The sequence below is a fragment of the Candidatus Peregrinibacteria bacterium genome (genome assembly GCA_016699145.1).
In the GTDB taxonomy this organism is placed as follows: Bacteria; Patescibacteriota; Gracilibacteria; order UBA1369; family 2-02-FULL-48-14.
Genome location: CP064962.1, coordinates 279,200 through 298,061, shown reverse-complemented (window position 1 = coordinate 298,061; position 18,862 = coordinate 279,200). Strand labels below are relative to the sequence as shown.

Sequence of the window (18,862 nt, the reverse complement as noted above, 5' to 3'; positions counted from 1 at the left end):
CGGATTTTATGAGTGTTTTTTTGAGGCCTTTGCCGGGTGGACTCTTTCCTCGATTGGTGGCCCTTTTGCCCTTACTCTTCCCCCTGTATGTGGTTCAGGGGATTTTTTTAGGGGTGCCGGTGACTTTACCGGAGGTGTTTTTGGCGGCGATCTTGTTTTACTTTTTATTCGAACATGAGTCTTTTCGCCGTCACGAATGGAAGCTGTGGCCTGTTCCTCTTTTTGTGCTGGGCCTCGGGATTTGGACTTTACAATTGGGCTTGGGCTTGGAGGGGCTTAAAACAGTTTTACTTTTCCCTTTGCTTTATTTTGTGATGGCTCGCAGTATTTTTCGTGAAAAAGCTTCCATGCTGCTTTTGTCTCAAAGAGCTTTTATGGTCGCTGCTTTATTTTTGGCGCTTTCAGTGGTTCAGACCTTTCTCTCACGTGGTGGAGGGGTGCTTCCTTTAGAGGCTCCGTTTGGGGGTGAGGGAGCCCTTTTAGTGATTTTTGGCTCCGCTTTTGTGCTTTCATTTTTACGAAGTGTTTTTTTCAGTTCTAAACAAGATTTGCTTTTCAGTTTGGGAGTGCTTTTGATGACAGGGATAGCACTGATCCTGCTGCAAGCTTTATGGGTGTTTTGGGTGGTGCTTTTTTGTCTTGGAATTTCTGCGCTGCTTCGGCTTCCCAAGCGGGTTTGGCGGCTGCTGGCCGTGGGCATCTGGAGCCTCGTCTTTTATGGCGGCCTTTTTTGGCTTCATCAAAAGGGATTTTTACTTTTGCCTCCCTTGCCTTTTTTTGATTCTTTTCCCGGCTTTTTTGCTTTGATTTTGCTGTTTTCTTCCGGTCTTTGGCTTTTGGCCAAAACTTTGCCTTGGATTCAAGAAAGGGATATTCAAGGTCGTTTTGCTTTGGCAACCAGCCTTCTTTGTTTTGGGCTTTTGGCGTTTTTAGAGTGGCCGCACTTGACCGCTTCTCATGCCTTTCTTTTTTGGTTTTTTATGGCAAGCTTATTGTGATGAAAAAAATACTTCCTTTTTTACTGGGGCTCAATTTGTTTTTTTTGCAGTCTTATTTGCTGCGTTTTTCTTTTGGATTCTACCCCAGCAATCTGCAAGAAATCTTGATCTTGGCTGCCTTTTTTTGCCTGGTGGTGGTGAAGGGACCCAGAGCTGTTTTAAAGGGTTTTTTTGGTGAAAGAGTTTTGCTGATTTTTGTAGGACTTTCTTTGTTGAGTTTATTGTGGCTGCCTTTGCTCGATGCGGTGAATGCTCTGCGTTTTGCCAAGTTTGTCTTTTTTGGAACGCTGCTTGCGGTCACGTTTTTGCAGACCTACAGCACTGACGAACAACGTTGGAAAGGGCTTAAAATTCTTTCGTATGGGGCGCTTTGTTTCGGACTTTTTTCTGTGCTTTACAACGCACTTGGTTTCAATGTGATGCTCGATGGGCGTTTGGCAGGTCCTTTGGATTCTGCTGTTTATTTGGCGATTTATTTGATTCCGGCGCTTTTGTTTTTTGCCTTTGAACTCGTGGAAAAACCAAAGCGTTTGCGGCTTTGGATTCCCTTTTTAATCACGGGGCTTTTGATTTTGGCCACTCGTTCTTTTGGTGCCATGGGGGGGGCTTTGGGTGTGCTTGGGCTTTATGGACTGAGGGCTGCTCCGCTGCCGTTTTTTAAGACTTTTTGGTTCAAAGGTTTGGTGGGGGTATTGGGACTGATTTTTTTGATTTTTGCCTTTTATGTGAAGATTTTACCCACACTTCAAACCGACTATTCCAGTTTGGATGAGCGCGGCCAAATTTGGCAGACCACGGCCTTTTTGCTCGAGCAGCCTCGGCATTTTTTCTTGGGCTTGGGCTTGGGTCAATTCCAAATGCATTACGAGCAAAATGTAGCGGAAGTTTTGGGGAGTGAACCTTTGGATTATGTCGTTTTGCAGCCGCACAATGTCTTTCTGCTTTTTTGGGTGAACCATGGGCTTTTGGGCCTGCTTTTTAGCGTGTTCCTTTTGGGGCATTGTTTGTGGACCCTGTTCACGGCTAAAAAAAGCCGAGGAGTGCGCCTTTTTGCGACTTATGTACTGCTCTACTTTCTTATTCACGGCCTCATCGACACGCCTTGGTTTAAAAACGATTTGTTTTTTTACCTGCTGCTTTTTTCAAACTTGAGTTTTGGGGCCTCTAATGTTGAGGCAAATTGAAATAGTCTTTCATAAATTCTTTGAGCTCGGCTTCGCTCAGGTGGTCGGATGTTTCTACGCCTTTGAGTTTGGAGGCCAAAGCTTTGTGTGCCTCGAGTTCGTGTTTGAAGGCGTGTTTGGCGGTGCCGGGTCCAAAAATCACGATTTCGTCCGGGTCTTTGATGAGTTCTAAAATTTCGCGTGAGAAGGCTTTCATCTCATTTTTGCGGCGTTCTTCGTGGCGGTGTTGATTGGTCACGGTGAGGTGTTCGGCACTTTCCCCTCCGTGATTGTGGGGTTCCACGTTGGAGCCCAAGAATTGTAAGGTGAACTCGCCCATTTTGTTGCCTTTGAGAACGAAGGCTTTGGCGTGGTCGATCCAAATTCCATAATAAGTGTACATGAAGCGTGGGGTTAATTTTGGACTGTCTTTATGATAGCATTTTTTTGATGCAACTTATAGGTGAAATCGTACACGGGGCGGGGCGGGGGGCCGCTATGGGCTTTCCCACTTTGAATGTAGAAGGGAACTTTTCAGGTTTGGAACATGGAGTTTATGCGGTTTGGGTCACTTTGAAAAAAGGTCGTTTTAAAGGGGCCATGAGTTTTGGTCCGCAGCCGACTTTCAAAGACGCTCAGGTTCGAGTCGAGGTTTTTTTGCTCGATTTTGAGGGTGAGGTCTATGGTGAACAGGCCACGGTGGAGGTGGTGAAAAAAATCCGGGAATTGCAGACTTTTGAATCCGTGGAAGCTTTGAAGCTGCACATTCAAAAGGATGTGGAAAAAGTCAGGTCTGTTTTAGATTTGTTTTAGACGTGTACAAACAAGGGGTGGACTTTTATAATGGCCCCGCTTGACCCCATGCCATGAAGGATTTTTTCCGCAAGCTTGTTCCGCCTCAGCATCCTTTGCGATTGCTCTATCATAAATGGAAGGCTGTTTGTGCGGCGCTTTTTTATCGTTTTCCTGCGCGAAATATGGTGGTGATTGCGGTCACAGGCACCAAGGGCAAGACCACCACGTGCAATATGATCCATAAGATTTTTTCAACTGCCGGCAAGCGCACGGGTTTGCTCACCACAGTGAATTTTAAAGTGGGAGATCAAGAGGAAGTGAACCTGACCAAGCAGAGCACCATGAGCCCTTTCGATTTGAATCGCAAAATCCGAGAAATGGCGGATGCGCGTTGTGAAGTTTTGGTCTTGGAAGTGACCAGCCATGCTCTGATTCAAAATCGCATTTGGGGCATCAATGTCGATACGGCGGTTTTCACCAATTTGACTCAAGATCATTTGGATTACCATCAAACGATGGAGGAATACATGAAGGCCAAAGGACGTCTTTTTGCCAAGCTCAATGTGTCTCCGCGCAAACCGGGCATGGGCAAAGTTTCTGTGGTGAATATGGATGAAGCTGCCGGGCCTTATTTTAGAGATTTTCCGGTGGATCAAGTCTTTGAATATGGAGTGGTAAAGGGGGCCTATGTGGCTCGCAATTTGGAAACTCGTCCGGATGGGACGCGCTTTTTGTATCGGATTCCAAATGGAGAAGTGAATATTGACTTGCACATTCCGGGACGTATGAACGTCTACAATGCTTTGGCGGCGGCGACGGTAGCGACGGCTCATCGTATCAACTTGCAAAGCATTCAAACGGCACTGAATGCCATGACGCCGGTTTCGGGTCGCATTGAAGTCATTCAAGAGGGGCAGCCGTTCACGGTGGTGGTGGATTATGCTCATACCGAGGATTCTCTCGATCAAGTGCTCAGCATGTTCCGTGAACTCACACCGGGAAAGCTCATTGTGGTTTTTGGGGCCACGGGTGACCGGGACACTACAAAGCGGCCTAAAATGGGGGCGGTGGCTCACAAGTATGCGGACGGGGTGATTTTAACCGATGACGATCCTTTTACAGAAGACCATTTGAGGATTGCTGCCATGGTGCGCGAGGGGATTCCTCGAGAAGAAGGCAAAGGGTTTTGGCAGATTTTAGATCGACGGGAGGCCATACGTCTTGGTTTGGGCCTGGCTCGGGCGGGGGATACGGTGGTGGTGGCCGGAAAGGGAGCCGAGGAGTTTCAAGTGGTGGGCAAAACCAAAATTCCGCATGATGATCGCAAAATTGTGCGTGAAATTTTAAGTCGTCCCATGGACATTGAGGTGCCTCTAAATTGATTTATATGAGTGATTTTCCTTTCCCCTTTCGTGAATCCCATGTGCCAGGTTTTTATTTGGTGGATAAGCCCACGGCTTGGACCAGCCACGACGTGGTGGCCAAACTGCGCGGCCTTTTGAAGGAGAAAAAAATTGGACATTTGGGCACCTTGGATCCTTTGGCAACGGGACTTTTGGTGGTGGCGGTGGGGCGAGGAGCCACCCAGCAAATTTCGCAGTACATGAAGGCAGATAAAGAATATGAAGTGGAAGCGGAGTTGGGCAAAATTTCGGACACTTACGATTCTGAGGGGCAGGTGAAAGAAACAGGATTTGACTTAGGTCAATTGAACAAAAAAACTGTTCAAGAAGTGCTGGCTTCTTTTTGGGGCAAAACTTTGCAAATGCCCCCTGCTTTTTCCGCTAAAAAAATTCAGGGTAAAAAGGCTTATGAGCTGGCTCGTGCTGGCAAACCTGTGGAGTTGAAAGCGGTGGAAGTGGAAATGCAAGGTGAGGACTTGGAATTGCACTTGCCGCGCCTCACTTTTAAAGTTCGGGTTTCCAGTGGCACTTATGTTCGGTCCTTGGTGCACGATTTGGGGCAAAAATTGGGCTGTGGAGCCATTTTAACGGGTCTTCGACGCACTCGCGTTGGTGAATTTAAGCTTTGAAATTTCTAAGCTCTGTGAGATAAATAATCCATGCCTTTTCTTTCTTGTTTGGCTTTGTTCTCAACGGCTTTCGTCAGTACTTTTGGGCTTTCTTTTTTAGCGCATCGTTTTTTCCCTCGCTGGGGGCTGATGGATAGGCCGGAGCGTTACGGTCATGATCGTGCTCCTATTCCTTACCCTGGGGGAGTGGCGGTGGTGCTGGGTATTTTGTTCACCGTTTTGCATTTTTTGCCTTTGAGCCCCTCTGTTTTAGCGGTGCTTTTGGCCACGCTTCTTTTGGCCATCACTTGTTTTTGGGATGATCGCCGTGGACTTTCCCCTTACCTTCGTTTTGCCATTCAAATCGTGGCTGCGCTTTTGCTGGTCTTGGGAGGCCTTGGAGTGAGCTCCATCACCAATCCTTTTGGTCCCGAACCCCTTCTTTTGGATGTGTGGGAGTTCCCCGTAACCTTGGGGCAACTCACGTTTACGTTTACGATTTTAGCCGACTTGTTGACGGTGGCGTGGGTGGTGGCCATGGTCAATGCCTTCAATTGGATCGATGGAGTGCCCGGCATGGCCAGCGGCGTTTCTTCGGTGGCGTCTTTTGTGCTTTTGGTTTTGAGCATGAGGCCGGGTTTTCATTCCGTGGATCAAACCTTGGCGGTGGCCTTTTCGGCCATCTTGTTTGGAGCGAGTTTGGCTTTTTTGTATTGGGATTTTCCTAAACCCAAAATGTTGCTGGGAGACACCGGCTCTATGGTGCTCGGTTTTTTGCTGGCCGTGACGGCTTTCATTTCTGGAGGAAAAATAGCCACCACTTTTTTGGTTTTGAGTTTTCCTTTCTTTGATTTTGTTTGGGTTTTGTTGCGTCGCCTTTTCAAGGGCCAATCGCCGTTTAAGGGGGATCTTTGGCATTTGCATCATCGTTTGCAAAAAGCGGGTTATTCCGATCGGGGCATTGTTCTCTTTTACACCCTCAGCTCTGCGCTTTTCGGTTCGCTGGCTCTGTTGCTGCACACGGAAGGCAAGTTGCTGGCGTTGATCTTGGTGCTGGGTTTCATGCTTTTATTGATGCTTTTGCTTTACTCCAAAAAACCAGCGAGTTAGACTGAGGCTGTCTTTTTCCTCCTCCATGCCCAAAAAACTCTTGTTCGCCTTTTTTTCCCTCTCTTTGCTCGTGACCGCTTGTCAGCCTCAAGTGGACGAAGAACCTTTGGAAGTGTCTAACACGGACTTGCAGGGTGTGGTGAGCCTTTCTTCTGAAGCCGCGATGGAATTGCCACTGGATGCAGCTTTCTCCAGTAAAAATGGCACTTTTTCTTACTCCATGAAATACGATGGAGGTCTGATGACTTTGATGGAAACGGCGGATGCCTCTGTGCCTCACTTTGAAATTTTAGGAGGCAGCAGCCTGGAAGTGATGAGCGATTGGGTGGCTGCAGTGGCTGAAGATGCCGAAAAAGCCGGGGCGCCGGTTCGGGTCGGATCGTATGATGTTTATCAATTTATGGATGCGGAGGGCACTTGCGCGCTGAGTGTGACTTTGGTTCCTTTTTCTGAAGAGGTGCTGCGTTTTGTCTTGAAGACCTGTCCTGAGGCCGATGCCGAGGCTGGGCGTGAAGCTTTGGATCAAATTCTGAAAAACTTGAATATTCAAACTCTTTAAATCATAAAACCTGGAAATCATGAAAAAGCTTTTTTCTTTAGTCGCAGTCCTTTCACTCGCTTTGGTTTCGGCGTGCAATACGGTGGCTCCCGCAGACGAGTCTACCGATCTGTCTTCTATGGAAGAGACTTCGGTGAAACAATATTCCGATGATTTGCTCAGTTTTGATTACCCTGGTGACCTCTTTATTTTCCGTGAAACGGTGGGGGAAGGCTCTTATGGAGAAACCTTGATTTTTATGCAATGGAATGAGGAGGGGGGAGTTTATGAACATGCTGGCCCCGCGCTTGTTGTTAATAGTTTTGGAAGGGAAGCTTTGTCTCCGGCAGAGCAGTATCTGAGTGATCAAAAGTATGACGATGGAAATCCCATAGAAAGCCTTCGAGAGATGGAACTTGCTTCTGCTCAAGCTTTTGAATGGGATTCAGAAGGAGGAATATGTGAGGGCTTCACGGGCCTGGAATTTTTATTTGACCAACAGGGTACCGATTTTTATGGAGTCTTTTCTCCGGCCGCAATTTGCCCTGGACTTCGTTACGAGGAAATCCGCACTTTGTTCAAGGAAAGCGTGGAATTTAAAGCTTTGTGATATAATCCGGCTCTCTAAGCCCCTCAATGCTCGATCCGGTTCAAGAAATCAAATCCAAACTTTCGGTGGAGGACGTTGTGGCGCCCTATGTGCAACTCAAACGCAGCGGCAAATATTTGAAGGCGTGCTGCCCTTTTCATCAGGAAAAAACGCCGAGTTTTTACGTCAGCCCCGAAAAGCAGTTGGCTTATTGTTTTTCCTGCCAAAAGGGCGGGGACATCTTTCAATTCATTCAAGACATTGAGGGTGTGGATTTTCGAGGAGCCCTCGAAATTTTAGCAGAGAAAGCACATGTGGATTTGCCGAAATTTTCAGGATCTACACCTAAAATTTCGAAAGATGATAAAGAGCGACTCAAGGCGGCTCACGAGGATGCGAATAATTTTTTTGTTCAAAAATTGTTCGAAAAAGGAGATGCCGAAAAAGTGCTCGTTTACCTCCAGGGGCGCGGTATGCACGAGGCCACGATTAAAACTTTTGAAGTGGGTTTTGCGCCGGATGGAAAAGACCTTTTGTACCGAACCTTGCTGGAAAAAAAACATGAAAAAAACGATCTTTTGCGCAGCACACTGGTGCTTGCTCGCGATGCCCAAGCCAGTGAAGTGATCGATCGATTCCGTTTGCGGCTGATGTTCCCCATCCACGATGTGCAAGGGGACACAATTGCCTTTGGTGGACGCGCTCTTAAGAAGGGCGACAACCCTAAATATTTGAATTCTGCGGAACACGAGCTCTATCACAAGGGCAGCGTGCTTTACAATTTGAATCGAGCGAAACCCTTTGTGAAGGACGAGGATTTGGCGGTTTTTGTGGAAGGTTACTTTGATGTGATGGCCTCCTGGCAGGCGGGCGTCAACAATGTGGTGGCAACTTCGGGTACGGCGCTTACGGAGGAGCAATTCAAGTTGGTGAAACGTTTTACTAAACGAGTGGCTTTGGCCTTTGATTCGGATGGGGCGGGGCAAGATGCACTTTTACGCGCGGTGCTCACTGCTCAACCGCTGGGGCTTGAGATTCATGTGGTGCAAATTCCAGAAGGGAAAGACGCTGCGGATGCCGTGAAACAAGATCCACAATTGTGGGTGGATGCGGTTTCGGCACGAGTGCCGTATTTGGATTTTTATTTTGAAAAATATCAAAAGCAATTCGACCTTGGTGGGCCGCTGGGGAAGAAGGCTTTTTCGGATGCTTTTTTAGAACTGCTTCGGGGTGTGGAGCATCCGGTGGAGCGAGACCATTATTTGAAGCGACTTTCTAAGGAAGTGGGTACGCCGGTGGAGATGCTTTATGATTATTTGAAGCAGATGAAGGTGAATCCTCGTCGAAGTCATGCAAAGACGGAAGAAGTTCTTGGCAGCAAACTTTCGCACAAAGAACGCTTGGTCACTTATTTTTTGGGCTTGCTCCTTACATATCCAGACCTTTTCTTTGAGTTATGGAAAGGCCTTGATGGTTTTGAAACTTTTGTAAAAAATGCTGAGCAACAAGACCTCATCAAACCTTATTACCGCCTTGAAGAAGGCCATTATTTGGACTTCCGCCAAGACTTTTCGGCTCAACTTGCCAAACTCAGCACGGAAGTGCCTGCAAGTTCCATTTACAAACAGATTGAAGATCACTATAATCGTGCGGGCACGGTGGACGAGACGTTTTGGAGTGGTCTGGAACAGGTTGAAAAACTTCGCGCAATCGCCTTTGAAGCCGAGGTGAAAAACCCCACGAGCGAAGGCGCTCGAGAAGAGTTCGTCAAAGTCCTCACGCTGCTTTACTTCGAAACCCTCTAATCATGGCCCGAACGAAGAAGTTCATCGCTCACTTCTCTGAAGAGAACTTGGCTAAATATCCTCAAGAAGTGCGGGATTTAGTCGATAAGGGTCGTCAACGCGGTTTCGTCACTCAACAAGAACTCATGCATGCCCTTCCCAACTTGGAAGAGGACATTGAATTTGCCGATGAAGTTTATACGCTTCTCATGGAGCTTGGCATTGAACTCATCGATCGAAAAGATGAGATGATCTGGGGAAAGAAAGAAGAAAAAGGAGTGGAGGAGGGTCCTTCGGATGAAGATTTGCTGGACGATGATCTTTTGGAACTTGCGGATGTGGAAGCGGGGCCGGAAGATGAATTTGCTGAAGGGGCAACAGATGGGGAAGATGAACTTGAAGAAGACAAAGCCGCCAAAAAGAAAAAAAAGGACGATGACGACGATGCAGCCGCAGCAGCGGCTGCGGCTCAAAAAAAGAAGGACAAGGCAAAAAAGACCGTCGATCTTTCGGAAATTGCAAACGATTCCATTCGCATGTATTTGTGTGAAATTGGGAAAGTGGATTTGCTCACGGCAAAAGAAGAGGCGGATCTCGCACGCAAGATTGCGAAGGGCGATCAATCGGCTAAGGCCAAACTCGCCGAGGCGAACCTTCGTCTCGTGGTTTCGATTGCCAAGAAATACATTGGACGCGGGCTCAGCTTTTTGGACCTCATTCAAGAAGGAAACATTGGTCTTTTCCGTGCGGTAGAAAAATTCGATCCAAACCGAGGATTCAAATTCTCAACCTATGCCACTTGGTGGATTCGTCAAGCCATCACCCGTGCCATTGCGGATCAGGCTCGCACCATCCGTATTCCGGTGCACATGGTGGAGACCATCAACAAACTCACTCACACCCAGCGCCGCTTGGTGCAGGAACTTGGGCGTGAGCCGCTGATTGAAGAACTTGCGGCTGAAATGGATATGGATGAGAAGAAGGTGCGCCATATTCTTAAAATTTCTCAAGATATTGTTTCTCTCGAAGCCCCGGTGGGCGCCGAGGAAGACAGCAAGCTGGGAGACTTTATTGAAGACGACGATGCACTCAGTCCTTCCGAGCAAACGAATCGCCAGCTCATCAAAGAGAATATCCATGAGATGCTGCAATATTTGTCGCCTCGTGAACGCAAAATCATTGAGATGCGCTTTGGGCTCAAGGATGGTATTGGGCACACGCTCGAAGAAGTGGGCAATGAATTTGGCGTGACTCGTGAACGTATCCGTCAGCTTGAAGCCAAGGTGCTTCACAAATTGCGCGAACATCCCAAGAGCATTAAGATTCGTTCATACTTCTGATTTTAACCCTTAGACTCTTAACAAACCCTTTATGGCAACCGCAAAACCACCAAAAAGCCCAAGCTGCTCAAATGATGAAGCCTTGGTTGTGACCAAAGAAGGCCTCAAGGCTCTTCAAGATGAACTCGAACTTTTAAGCACCACTCGTCGTCGCCAAGTGGCTGAACGTCTCAAGGAGGCCATCAGTTATGGAGACCTCTCTGAAAACTCCGAATATGAAGAAGCTAAGAACGAGCAAGCTTTTATGGAGGGACGTATCCTTGAACTCGAAGAAATGATCAAGAGTGCCAAGGTGGTGGACACCACGTCTCACTCCAAGCAAGTGGTGGAAATTGGAACCAAAGTTAAAATCAAGGATCTAAAGAAAAAGACCGAGTTTGATTTGATTTTGGTAGGTTCCACAGAGGCTGATCCCTTCAATGGTCGCATTTCTAACGAAGCGCCTTTGGGGATGGCCCTCATTGGAGCTAAAGTGGGCGATGTGGTGACGGTGAGTATGAAGGATGGAAAAACCGATTATGAGGTTTTGAAATTGGCCTAGCTTTACTTGCGAGTCTTCTTTTTGGGCTGATATTTATCCACTTCTTTCTTGCTTTCTTTGGCGAGAAGCACTGTGGCAAAGTTTTTGCGGTAGTTCCTCCAAACGTACAGTAAGTAGATGAGCAGGAAGAGGCCGACGGCCAGCATCCATACGCGCATGCCGAGGTAAGGCACATTTTGATCTCTTAAGAAGGTGAAGAAAAGTCCTACGACGGCGAATTCACAAAGTCGATAGGGGATTCCTCCAAAAAAGACGCGCTCCATTTTTGCTTGGGGTCGGTTTTTTAAGTAGCGGGGCAGGACTAAACCCAAGAGAAAAAGCACTAAGAAAAAGCCGTAAACCCAAACGCGTGAAGGAAATTCAGCGCCAGGAAAAGCATCGAAGAGGTAAGCTGGACTAAAGAGTTTTAGGAGATCCATGGTGAGGGTGTTTAAGGCGCTTCCAAATGAAGAAAGCGAAGAGCAGGGTTAAAAAGAAAAAAGCAATTTGAGTGAGGCGAATACCCAAGAGCTGGAGTGTATCATCTCCTCTTAGGAATTCAAGAAAAAAGCAGATGAAGCTGTAGCTGCCTGCAAAGTAGAGGGCGGAGTTTCCGTCTTTTTGGAACCAAGAGGTCTTTTTTTGCAAGCCGCGTTTCCCGACTAAAATCAATCCTATGGCCAAGCATTCATAGAGTTGCACCGGATGAATGGGCACGGTGTATTTCACATTGAAACTTTCATAGAGCACTCCCCAGGGAAGTTCGGTGGGTGTGCCGTAGGCGTATCCCCCTAAAAAGGCGCCCAGAGCTCCGATGCCAAGGCCCACTAGCAAAGGCACCATGAGGGCGTCGGCCCAACGAGAAAGGCTTTCTTCGGATTTTCTCAGCCGAAGGAAAAGCACGATTCCTCCTCCAAAAATGGCGCCCCAAAAAGAAAGGCCTTGGTCCCAAATGGAGAAGAAACTGAAAAAAGTTCTGAGGTCGAAAGCGGGGCGATAGATATCGTGGTTCGTGATGAAAAACAAGGTGCGGGATACAAGGAGGCTCCAAATTAAAATGAAGGTGCTGTGCTCAATGAGCAAAGTGAAATTGACACGAGCTCTTTTGAGTCGCTCAATAGCTAGATAACTGGAGATGAGTACCGCGATGGCCGCGAAGACCCAGAGGGTTTGGATGGAAATAAAACCGGATTCGTACAGAATAGGAATCATAACTTCACAGATTGTACACGAGAGCGGCGTTGAGTAGAACCCCAACTGCAAGAGTTAAAGCCGTTGCCCATTGGGTGTAACGCAAGTGTTCCAGTTTTAAGCTGAGCAGCACATGCCAAATAAAAACACTGAGCAGTAAGTTTCGGAGCAGTTCAGAATCCAGCAGATTGAAATCCCCAGGCAATGGATTGCCGCCCGGCAAGGTTTTGGCGCTGGCATAATAGCTTATGAAATAGGCGGCCAAATAAAAAGTCAGTAGCCAAGCCAGGAAGCCATTCACTTCTTCGGTGATGAGAGGTTCAGGGGTATCCGCTTCATTGGAAGCTTCTTGTTTGCGTTTTCGTACTAAGCTTCGCAATTCTTGCTCCAATCTTTTTTTCTCCTCTTTGAGGCTGAACAAGCTGGCCCTGGCGTCTTCTTTGGTGGAAGCCGGTGCGGTCCATACGATTTTTTGATACGTCCACATTTGATTTCGAATGGTTTTGATCCTTTGCTGCAAGTCTTTTTCTTCTGCTGAGGGAACAAAGCGTTCCAGAAAAGTGCCCAAACTTTGAATGAAAGGGTTTTTAGATCCCGTCCATTGACTGTGCAGATGTTCAATGTTTTCGCTTAGCCCCAATTCCGCTGGTTTGGAGTGCAATTCGGCCATCATTTTTTGAGCCTCCCATTTGAGTTTATCGCGTTCGGCGCCCATTTTTTCTTTGGTCAGGAACAGTTCTTGGTCCTGGACTTTTTTCAGCAATTCTTCAGAAGTGTGTTCAATGTAATCTAAATTTGTGCTGCTCTTGATGCGCAGCAATTTATCCACGTAACCTTGAATGAGCTTGAGAGCTTCAGGCTTGAGATCTGAAGCGAAGGTGTTCACAAGTTCTTTGATTTTGCTCAAGATGAAATCCACTTTTTTGAGGAGTTCTTGGCGTTTGACTTCGAATTCGGCGCTCATTTTTTCACTTTGAGCTTCGGCTGCATCTTTTTGTTTTTGCTGGGCCTCATATTCGGCTTTTAAAACGGCGAGCCCTTCTTGTTTGGCTTTGAGGCGATCCTCTTCACTGGCTCCGGCGGGCACCACATAAGAGACTTCAAACTGATATTCCTCCATGAGTCGCTTGAAGGCCTTGTAGCCGCTGGTGGCGGGAATGGTTCCCAGCACTTTTCTTCCGGCTTTGTCATAAGCTTCGAACTCAAATTTGGGCAACTCACTGCTGGTGCCGGGTTCGTGAGTGACGGTGGCGACGGGCGTTTCCCCCATTTGATCAATGGAGAGCAGCGAAATACCAAAGGTGTTCAATTGTTTTCGAGCGTCGTCTTCGGTGTTGGCGCCAATGATGCCGGAAAGTTTTTTCCCGGAGGCGTTAACTGCTGTGTACTGAAATTGAGCCATTGGGCGTGGGGATGGCTTTTAATTCCTTGGCGGCTTCAATGAATCCGGCAAAGAGCGGGTGAGGCCGATGAGGGCGAGATAAAAATTCAGGATGAGATTGAGTCCCGATCATGAAAGGGTGGTTTTTGAGTTCGGCCATTTCAACCAAGTTGCCTTCTTCAAAAATTCCGGAAGGGGTCCAGTCGCTGTCTTTCAGTTTTTTTACAAAGTCGTTGTTGATTTCGTAACGGTGGCGATGGCGTTCCATGACCATGTCTCGGCCGTACAATTTGTGAGCGAGCGTGCCTTCTTTGAGCATGCAAGGGAAGGCCCCGAGGCGCATGCTGCCGCCTTTTTCTTTATTGCGGTGTTGGTTGGGCAGAAAGTGGATCACATATTCGCCAGGATCAAGCTCTTGTGATTCATCGAATTCCTCGGAAGTGAGAGCAGGGTTTTTGAGTTTTGTGCGGGCGTATTCAATGGTCATGATTTGTAAGCCCAGGCAGAGTCCCAGGTAAGGGATTTTGTTTTCACGGGCGTACTTCGCGGCGAGAATTTTGCCTTCGGTTCCACGGATGCCAAAACCTCCGGGTACCAAGATGCCTTGAGCGGAGCGCAGTTCGTTCCAGGTTTCTTCGTCTTGCTCTTGTAATTTTTCAGCGTCGATCCAATGCAGATCCAGCTCTAGATCTTGGTGGTAGCAGGCAATTTTGAGCGATTCGATCACAGAAAGATAAGCGTCGTCGAGGTCGGTGTATTTGCCCACGAGGGCGATGGCCACAGGTTCGCGTTTTGCCAAAATTTTGGAGACGAGGGTTTGCCAGTCTTCGAGCATGGGGCTCACGTTGCCGAGATGCAATTTTTCAGCGACCAGTTCAGTGATTTGATATTCGTTGAAGTTCAAAGGCACTTCATAAATGGATTTGGCGGTCACGGCAGGAATCACGCATTTGGCTTCCACATCGCAGAAAAGCGAAATCTTTTTGAGCAGTTCAGAAGGGATGTTTTTGTCGGCGCGAGCCAGGATGATGTCGGGTTGTAAACCGATGGAGCGCAGTTCGCGCACCGAAGCTTGAGTGGGTTTGGTTTTGAGCTCTTTCGATGCTTTTAAGTAAGGGAGCAGGGTGAGATGAACAAATAATGTGTTCTCCTTCCCAAGCTCGTGACGCAGTTGACGAATGGCTTCCAAGTAAGGCAAGCCCTCGATGTCTCCGACAGTTCCTCCAATTTCCACCATCACAATTTTCGCTCCGCTTTGTTTGGCCGCTTCTTTGATGCGCCCTTTGATGGCTTCGGTGATGTGGGGAATGATTTGAATGGTTCCGCCCAAATAGTCTCCACGGCGTTCCTTTTGTAGCACTTCGGTGTAGATTTTTCCTGTTGTAACAGAAGAAAGCACGCTGAGATTTTCATCGATGAAGCGTTCGTAGTGACCTAGGTCTAAGTCTGTTTCGGCGCCGTCGTCGGTCACAAAGACCTCTCCATGTTGGAAAGGACTCATGGTTCCAGGATCCACGTTCAAATAGGGGTCGAGCTTCATGGTGAAGACTTTAAACCCCGCCGATTTCAAGAGAGCACCGATGGAAGCTGTGGCAATTCCCTTGCCCAAACTCGAACAAACTCCACCCGTGACAAAGATGTACTTGGTCGGCATGGCTACAGTATAGCGAGCTCCCGAAGAATCGCAAATGAAAAATGGGGGATTTTTACTCCGCGAGTTCCGCGAGGTAGGCGCGGTAGATCATGGCCAGGGCTTCGTCGCGGCTGACCGTTCGGTAGGGGCGAAAGGTTCCGTCGGAATAACCTTCAATGACGGGTACTTCATCGTTGTCATCATCGTAAGGCACGTCCACTTCCATTTCGCTCAAAATGTCCACGGCGTAAGCGCAGTATTCGTCTCCGTCCATGTCGCTGAAATCCATTTCGTAATTGTAACTTGTTCTTTCAAGGGCACGCACAATGTTCAGGGCCAATTGGCAACGAGTGATTCTTTCTTCAGGAAAGAAATAGCCTCCGAAGTCTCGGGTACGAATGATGTCTGCTTCTTCTGCCAGTTTCACCCAGGGTGAAAACCAGTCGTTGTTTTTGACGTCTGTAAATCCTTCACTGAGTCCATAGGCATCTTCTTCCTCTTCTTCTTGCAGCAAACCTACGATCATTTTGATGGCTTCGGAATTTTTAATGCCGTCGTTGGGCACGAAAAGATAAGGAGGAAAGCGTCCTTCCACAATGCCGGCTCGGTACATACGGCAAATGATTTCTTCGGCCCAGATGTTTTCGGTGTCGGTGAAGCTGTCGGTGCAGGTGTAGTCTTCGCTGGAAAGGATGGTATCACGAGAGCTGGAAGAAGAGCCTCCAGATCCGACGTTGATGTTGGCGGAGTCTGAATCGTCATCATCATTGTCATCATCGTCGTCGTTTCCTTCATTGTCTGTGCTGGCTTGAGTCACCACGAGACGATCGTTACAGGCACTTCTTTCGCGGGAGAGGTAAGCGTTGATGATGTCGCCATTTCCTACGGTGACCAAAAAGTCCATGCTCACGTCGTCACCCGTGGTGGTGGAAAGGTCCACACGAAGAGGGTTTCCGGTGGTGCCTGTGCTGCTTTCAAAGCTTTGGCCTCCACTGGAACTTAAGATAAGAGTATCATTCCATTTGATTGGGGAGCCACTGGGCCTGTTGAACTCCAAGGTGACGCGAAGGGCGACTTCTTTTTCATTTTCATTGGCACTCAACTGGTAGCCATTGGGCAGCAGTTCGAGATCTGCACAAGAGTAGGGAGTGGATTCGGTTCCAGTCGAGTCGGTGTCTTCATCTTCATTACTGGGATCGGTTTCCTGAGAAGGGGTGTCGCTGTCTCCTTCCTCATCTGCTTCCTCTTCATCGGGCGTGGCTACTACTGGCGTTAGAGTGACAGTGGCGGTTACGGAAGTCAGGCTGGTGCGGGTGTAATAACGGCTGAACGTTCCAGAAGCGGAGCTGTAACCGCTTTTGCTGACGGTGTATTGGGCTCGAGTGGTAGAGGAAGGAGCAAGGGTGCATCCGTATTTGTTGGTTTCGTAATTCACGCAGGGAGTTAAACTGGAACGAGAGGCACTTATTTTGACACTTGCCCCTGAAATACTGCTGCCTGTGTTGCTCACTACCGTGATCACGTGACCATAGGGCAATTCCAAGGCCTCAACAGATATGGTGTCGTCTTCCTCTTCAGCACTGAAGGTTCCGCTGCGAGTGATGTAACCCGCTTCTTGAACGGTCACTTCGTAATTGCCTTCTTCGGCGACTTCAATTCGGTAATAGCTGTTTTCTTCTTCAAAACTTAAAAATTCTTCGTCGCTGCTGAACTGATTTTCACTCAACCCTTCTATAAAATCTCCATTTTGACTTTCTACACTCAGGTAGATATAGACGGGTGTATCGTTTGAGCCCGTTCCACTGGGTGGAAATAAGCCACCTCCGCCAAAGTTTGGATTCACGGGTAGAGTGCCGCTCCCCCCTGAGCCGGTGTCGGTGGGCACCTCTTCTTCGTCGGTTTCTGTCCCGCCTTCAGAAGTTTGATCTGTACCTAGACCTCCTGATCCCGCGGTACCCCCTCCTGGATTTTGTCCAAAAGTTCCCTTAAGCCAAGTGCTTTGACTTGCAGCGAAGGCAAGACCTCCTAAAACCACGAGGCCGAATAAAGCGAAGACTATTTTTTTGGATTTGGACATTTTTGTTTTTGTATGAATCTCTCTATTCTACCCGAAAATGAGCTTTTTTTCAAGCGTTTTGGAAGAGTTTTTTAATTGAGTACCGTGGTTAAGGCGTTTACCAAAATTTCGCAAGCTTCGGCTCGGGAAATAGGGTTATTTGGGCGAAAACTTCCGTCTCCATATCCTTGAACAATGTCGTTTTCTAAGGCTAAGGCCAAGGCGGGGGCAAACCAATCTTCGGCAGTGACATCGTAAAATTGGTGGTTTAAATTCGTGGTGTCGGCACTGGAGTGGCCCGAGGCATTCATGAGCAATTCCACTGCTTCTGCCCGAGTGATGGGGGCGTTGGGATGAAAGCTCCCATCTGAATAACCCGAGATAAAGCCTTTGGACCGGGCGAAGCTCACCACGGCGTAGTACCAATCTTGAGGATGAAGGTCGGTGAAGGCGGCGCTTTGAACCGCATAAACGTGGTATCCCAAACTTTCGACGAGAATTTTAACGAACTCGGCGCGGGTCATTTCAGTGTTGGGGCTGAAGGTTTTTTCGGAGTAGCCGCTCACCACTCCCAGTTCATAGAGCTCGCAGATGGAATTCTCACCCCAATGGTCGGTGAGGTCGGCAAAGGGATGGCTGCAGTCCAAGGCACTGCTCTCTGCCAGGGATAAAGGAGCCGATAAGGTGAGGCTTAAGATAAGGGCGAGGAGTTTTTTCATGGGGCATGGGGTCAATCGAGGCCTATTTTTTTGTAAACCAAGTGCATGGTGGCTTGAGCGAGCGTGCGTGCTTTTTGAGCGCCAAGCTCCATGAGTTCGTCAAGTTGAGGAGAGCTTTCGAGTTCTTTACGACGAGCTCGTGCTTCTGCAAAAAAGTGCAGTACTTTTTCAAAGAGAGCTTCTTTGGCCTTTCCGTAGCCGAAGCCGCCAGCTCGATAGTTGGCTTTTAAGGCGTCGAGTTCTTGTGAACTAGAAAATTGTTCATAAAGTCCTAGAATGAGATCATTTTCAATGGGCATGGGGTCTTTCAAATCGATGCTGGCGGTTTTGATGCCCATGATCTGTTTTTTAATGACAGCTTCGTCGTCGAAAATAGAGATGGTGTTCCCGTAACTTTTGCTCATTTTTTGTCCGTCGGTTCCAAGGACAGTTGCCACGGATTTCTCGATGCGAGGTTCAGGAAGGGTGAAGGTTTCTCCGAAATGTCCATTGAATTTTTCGGCAATGTCTCGTGCTATTTCCACGTGCTGTCTTTGATCTTGGCCCACAGGGACTTGGTTGGTTTGGTAAATCAAAATATCCGCTGCCATCAGTACTGGATAAGTGAAGAGCCCCACATTCATTTCCCTTTGACCCTTGGCGAGAGCGTCTTTCCAAGCATGGGCGCGTTCCAGGAGCCCATGAGGGGCGATGCAGTTTAAAATCCAAGCGAGTTCGGCATGTTCGGGAACAGCGCTTTGGTAAAAAAAAGTCACTTTGTTGGGATCGAGTCCAAGGGCGAGGTAGTCGAGAGCCACTCCGCGGCGAAATTCTTTGAGATCGGCCGCGTTTTTCACCGTGGTGAGGGCGTGGTAATCGGCCACAAAATATAAGCATTCATGGCCTTCATTTTGCAGGGCAATGTGCTCTCGCATGGCGCCCAAATAGTTTCCAAGATGAGGTCGTCCGGTGGGTTTGATTCCAGAAAGAATGCGCATGGGCTATTTATAGCTTAATTTTTGTTTTAAAAAAAGCTAAGATGTGAGTACACTCCT

19 protein-coding genes are annotated in these 18,862 nt (G+C 48.0%); 11 read left to right on the top strand and 8 right to left on the bottom strand.

Translation table 11 applies throughout. The features are described 5' to 3' along the window. The first annotated feature begins 8 nt into the window (after nt 1-8). Together IPG41_01605 and IPG41_01600 are read left to right on the top strand one after the other, a co-directional pair. On the top strand, nt 9-998 hold the full coding sequence (locus IPG41_01605) for a hypothetical protein (protein QQR55238.1): 990 nt from the start codon (nt 9-11) through the stop codon (nt 996-998). Continuing rightward, nucleotides 998-2,182: an O-antigen ligase family protein gene (locus IPG41_01600; GenBank protein ID QQR55237.1), complete on the top strand. Its 1,185-nt coding sequence runs from the start codon at nt 998-1,000 to the stop codon at nt 2,180-2,182. The genes IPG41_01605 and IPG41_01600 overlap by 1 nt, the downstream gene beginning before the upstream one ends. On the opposite strand, the gene IPG41_01595 is transcribed toward IPG41_01600, so the two are convergent. Next, on the bottom strand, nt 2,163-2,564 hold the full coding sequence (locus IPG41_01595; GenBank protein QQR55236.1) for a hypothetical protein: 402 nt from the start codon (nt 2,562-2,564) through the stop codon (nt 2,163-2,165). The genes IPG41_01600 and IPG41_01595 overlap by 20 nt on opposite strands. A 47-nt stretch (nt 2,565-2,611) precedes the next feature. Here IPG41_01595 and IPG41_01590 point away from each other — a divergent pair, with 47 nt between their 5' ends. The 9 genes from IPG41_01590 to greA are packed head-to-tail and all read left to right on the top strand — an operon-like array spanning nt 2,612 to nt 10,869. Next, nucleotides 2,612-2,974: a riboflavin kinase gene (locus IPG41_01590; protein QQR55235.1), complete on the top strand. Its 363-nt coding sequence runs from the start codon at nt 2,612-2,614 to the stop codon at nt 2,972-2,974. 53 nt (nt 2,975-3,027) lie between these two features. Then, nucleotides 3,028-4,338 carry a UDP-N-acetylmuramoyl-L-alanyl-D-glutamate--2,6-diaminopimelate ligase gene (locus IPG41_01585; protein ID QQR55234.1) on the top strand — a complete coding sequence of 437 codons (1,311 nt, stop codon included), beginning with the start codon at nt 3,028-3,030 and terminating at the stop codon, nt 4,336-4,338. Nucleotides 4,339-4,343: 5 nt separating this feature from the next. Continuing rightward, the gene (gene truB, locus IPG41_01580; GenBank protein QQR55233.1) at nt 4,344-4,988 is read left to right on the top strand and encodes a tRNA pseudouridine(55) synthase TruB; all 645 of its coding nucleotides are present in this window, start codon (nt 4,344-4,346) and stop codon (nt 4,986-4,988) included. A 30-nt stretch (nt 4,989-5,018) separates the two neighbouring features. Beyond that, entirely contained in the window at nt 5,019-6,077 is a 1,059-nt protein-coding gene (locus tag IPG41_01575) for an undecaprenyl/decaprenyl-phosphate alpha-N-acetylglucosaminyl 1-phosphate transferase (GenBank protein ID QQR55232.1), read from the top strand. A 25-nt stretch (nt 6,078-6,102) separates the two neighbouring features. Then, nucleotides 6,103-6,636 (top strand): hypothetical protein, encoded by a 534-nt coding sequence (locus IPG41_01570; GenBank protein QQR55231.1) that lies wholly within the window; start codon nt 6,103-6,105, stop codon nt 6,634-6,636. Nucleotides 6,637-6,655: 19 nt separating this feature from the next. Beyond that, nucleotides 6,656-7,225 (top strand): hypothetical protein, encoded by a 570-nt coding sequence (locus IPG41_01565; protein ID QQR55230.1) that lies wholly within the window; start codon nt 6,656-6,658, stop codon nt 7,223-7,225. 26 nt (nt 7,226-7,251) lie between these two features. Beyond that, a complete protein-coding gene (gene dnaG / locus IPG41_01560; GenBank protein ID QQR55229.1) occupies nt 7,252-9,009 on the top strand; it encodes a DNA primase in 1,758 nt (585 codons plus the stop codon). A gap of 2 nt (nt 9,010-9,011) precedes the next feature. Continuing rightward, nucleotides 9,012-10,328, top strand: coding sequence for an RNA polymerase sigma factor RpoD (gene rpoD / locus IPG41_01555; protein ID QQR55228.1), 1,317 nt, complete (start codon nt 9,012-9,014; stop codon nt 10,326-10,328). 31 nt (nt 10,329-10,359) lie between these two features. After that, complete coding sequence (gene greA, locus IPG41_01550) at nt 10,360-10,869, top strand: transcription elongation factor GreA (protein ID QQR55227.1); 510 nt, start codon at nt 10,360-10,362, stop codon at nt 10,867-10,869. Between the two features lie 2 nt (nt 10,870-10,871). Here greA and IPG41_01545 read toward each other — a convergent pair whose 3' ends face one another. From IPG41_01545 to trpS, 7 genes are all read right to left on the bottom strand, one after another. Next, complete coding sequence (locus IPG41_01545) at nt 10,872-11,288, bottom strand: hypothetical protein (protein QQR55226.1); 417 nt, start codon at nt 11,286-11,288, stop codon at nt 10,872-10,874. Beyond that, a complete protein-coding gene (locus tag IPG41_01540) occupies nt 11,266-12,060 on the bottom strand; it encodes a prolipoprotein diacylglyceryl transferase (protein QQR55225.1) in 795 nt (264 codons plus the stop codon). The genes IPG41_01545 and IPG41_01540 overlap by 23 nt, the downstream gene beginning before the upstream one ends. Nucleotides 12,061-12,064: 4 nt before the next feature. Further along, a complete protein-coding gene (locus IPG41_01535) occupies nt 12,065-13,441 on the bottom strand; it encodes a hypothetical protein (protein ID QQR55224.1) in 1,377 nt (458 codons plus the stop codon). Beyond that, the gene (locus IPG41_01530) at nt 13,413-15,074 is read right to left on the bottom strand and encodes a CTP synthase (GenBank protein ID QQR55223.1); all 1,662 of its coding nucleotides are present in this window, start codon (nt 15,072-15,074) and stop codon (nt 13,413-13,415) included. The genes IPG41_01535 and IPG41_01530 overlap by 29 nt, the downstream gene beginning before the upstream one ends. 52 nt (nt 15,075-15,126) lie before the next feature. Further along, nucleotides 15,127-17,130, bottom strand: a complete 2,004-nt coding sequence (locus tag IPG41_01525) for an S-layer homology domain-containing protein (protein ID QQR55640.1) — start codon at nt 17,128-17,130, stop codon at nt 15,127-15,129. A 71-nt stretch (nt 17,131-17,201) separates the two neighbouring features. Then, nucleotides 17,202-17,828 (bottom strand): S-layer homology domain-containing protein, encoded by a 627-nt coding sequence (locus tag IPG41_01520; protein ID QQR55222.1) that lies wholly within the window; start codon nt 17,826-17,828, stop codon nt 17,202-17,204. Nucleotides 17,829-17,839: 11 nt separating this feature from the next. Next, entirely contained in the window at nt 17,840-18,805 is a 966-nt protein-coding gene (gene trpS, locus IPG41_01515; protein QQR55221.1) for a tryptophan--tRNA ligase, read from the bottom strand. Nucleotides 18,806-18,862 lie beyond the last annotated feature (57 nt).

Coding starts and splice junctions, on each gene's coding strand:
- IPG41_01605 (QQR55238.1), top strand. CDS start 9: ATGAGTGTTTTTTTGAGGCCTTTGCCGGGTGGACTCTTTCCTCGATTG.
- IPG41_01600 (QQR55237.1), top strand. CDS start 998: ATGAAAAAAATACTTCCTTTTTTACTGGGGCTCAATTTGTTTTTTTTG.
- IPG41_01595 (QQR55236.1), bottom strand. CDS start 2,564: ATGTACACTTATTATGGAATTTGGATCGACCACGCCAAAGCCTTCGTT.
- IPG41_01590 (QQR55235.1), top strand. CDS start 2,612: ATGCAACTTATAGGTGAAATCGTACACGGGGCGGGGCGGGGGGCCGCT.
- IPG41_01585 (QQR55234.1), top strand. CDS start 3,028: ATGAAGGATTTTTTCCGCAAGCTTGTTCCGCCTCAGCATCCTTTGCGA.
- truB (QQR55233.1), top strand. CDS start 4,344: ATGAGTGATTTTCCTTTCCCCTTTCGTGAATCCCATGTGCCAGGTTTT.
- IPG41_01575 (QQR55232.1), top strand. CDS start 5,019: ATGCCTTTTCTTTCTTGTTTGGCTTTGTTCTCAACGGCTTTCGTCAGT.
- IPG41_01570 (QQR55231.1), top strand. CDS start 6,103: ATGCCCAAAAAACTCTTGTTCGCCTTTTTTTCCCTCTCTTTGCTCGTG.
- IPG41_01565 (QQR55230.1), top strand. CDS start 6,656: ATGAAAAAGCTTTTTTCTTTAGTCGCAGTCCTTTCACTCGCTTTGGTT.
- dnaG (QQR55229.1), top strand. CDS start 7,252: ATGCTCGATCCGGTTCAAGAAATCAAATCCAAACTTTCGGTGGAGGAC.
- rpoD (QQR55228.1), top strand. CDS start 9,012: ATGGCCCGAACGAAGAAGTTCATCGCTCACTTCTCTGAAGAGAACTTG.
- greA (QQR55227.1), top strand. CDS start 10,360: ATGGCAACCGCAAAACCACCAAAAAGCCCAAGCTGCTCAAATGATGAA.
- IPG41_01545 (QQR55226.1), bottom strand. CDS start 11,288: ATGGATCTCCTAAAACTCTTTAGTCCAGCTTACCTCTTCGATGCTTTT.
- IPG41_01540 (QQR55225.1), bottom strand. CDS start 12,060: ATGATTCCTATTCTGTACGAATCCGGTTTTATTTCCATCCAAACCCTC.
- IPG41_01535 (QQR55224.1), bottom strand. CDS start 13,441: ATGGCTCAATTTCAGTACACAGCAGTTAACGCCTCCGGGAAAAAACTT.
- IPG41_01530 (QQR55223.1), bottom strand. CDS start 15,074: ATGCCGACCAAGTACATCTTTGTCACGGGTGGAGTTTGTTCGAGTTTG.
- IPG41_01525 (QQR55640.1), bottom strand. CDS start 17,130: ATGTCCAAATCCAAAAAAATAGTCTTCGCTTTATTCGGCCTCGTGGTT.
- IPG41_01520 (QQR55222.1), bottom strand. CDS start 17,828: ATGAAAAAACTCCTCGCCCTTATCTTAAGCCTCACCTTATCGGCTCCT.
- trpS (QQR55221.1), bottom strand. CDS start 18,805: ATGCGCATTCTTTCTGGAATCAAACCCACCGGACGACCTCATCTTGGA.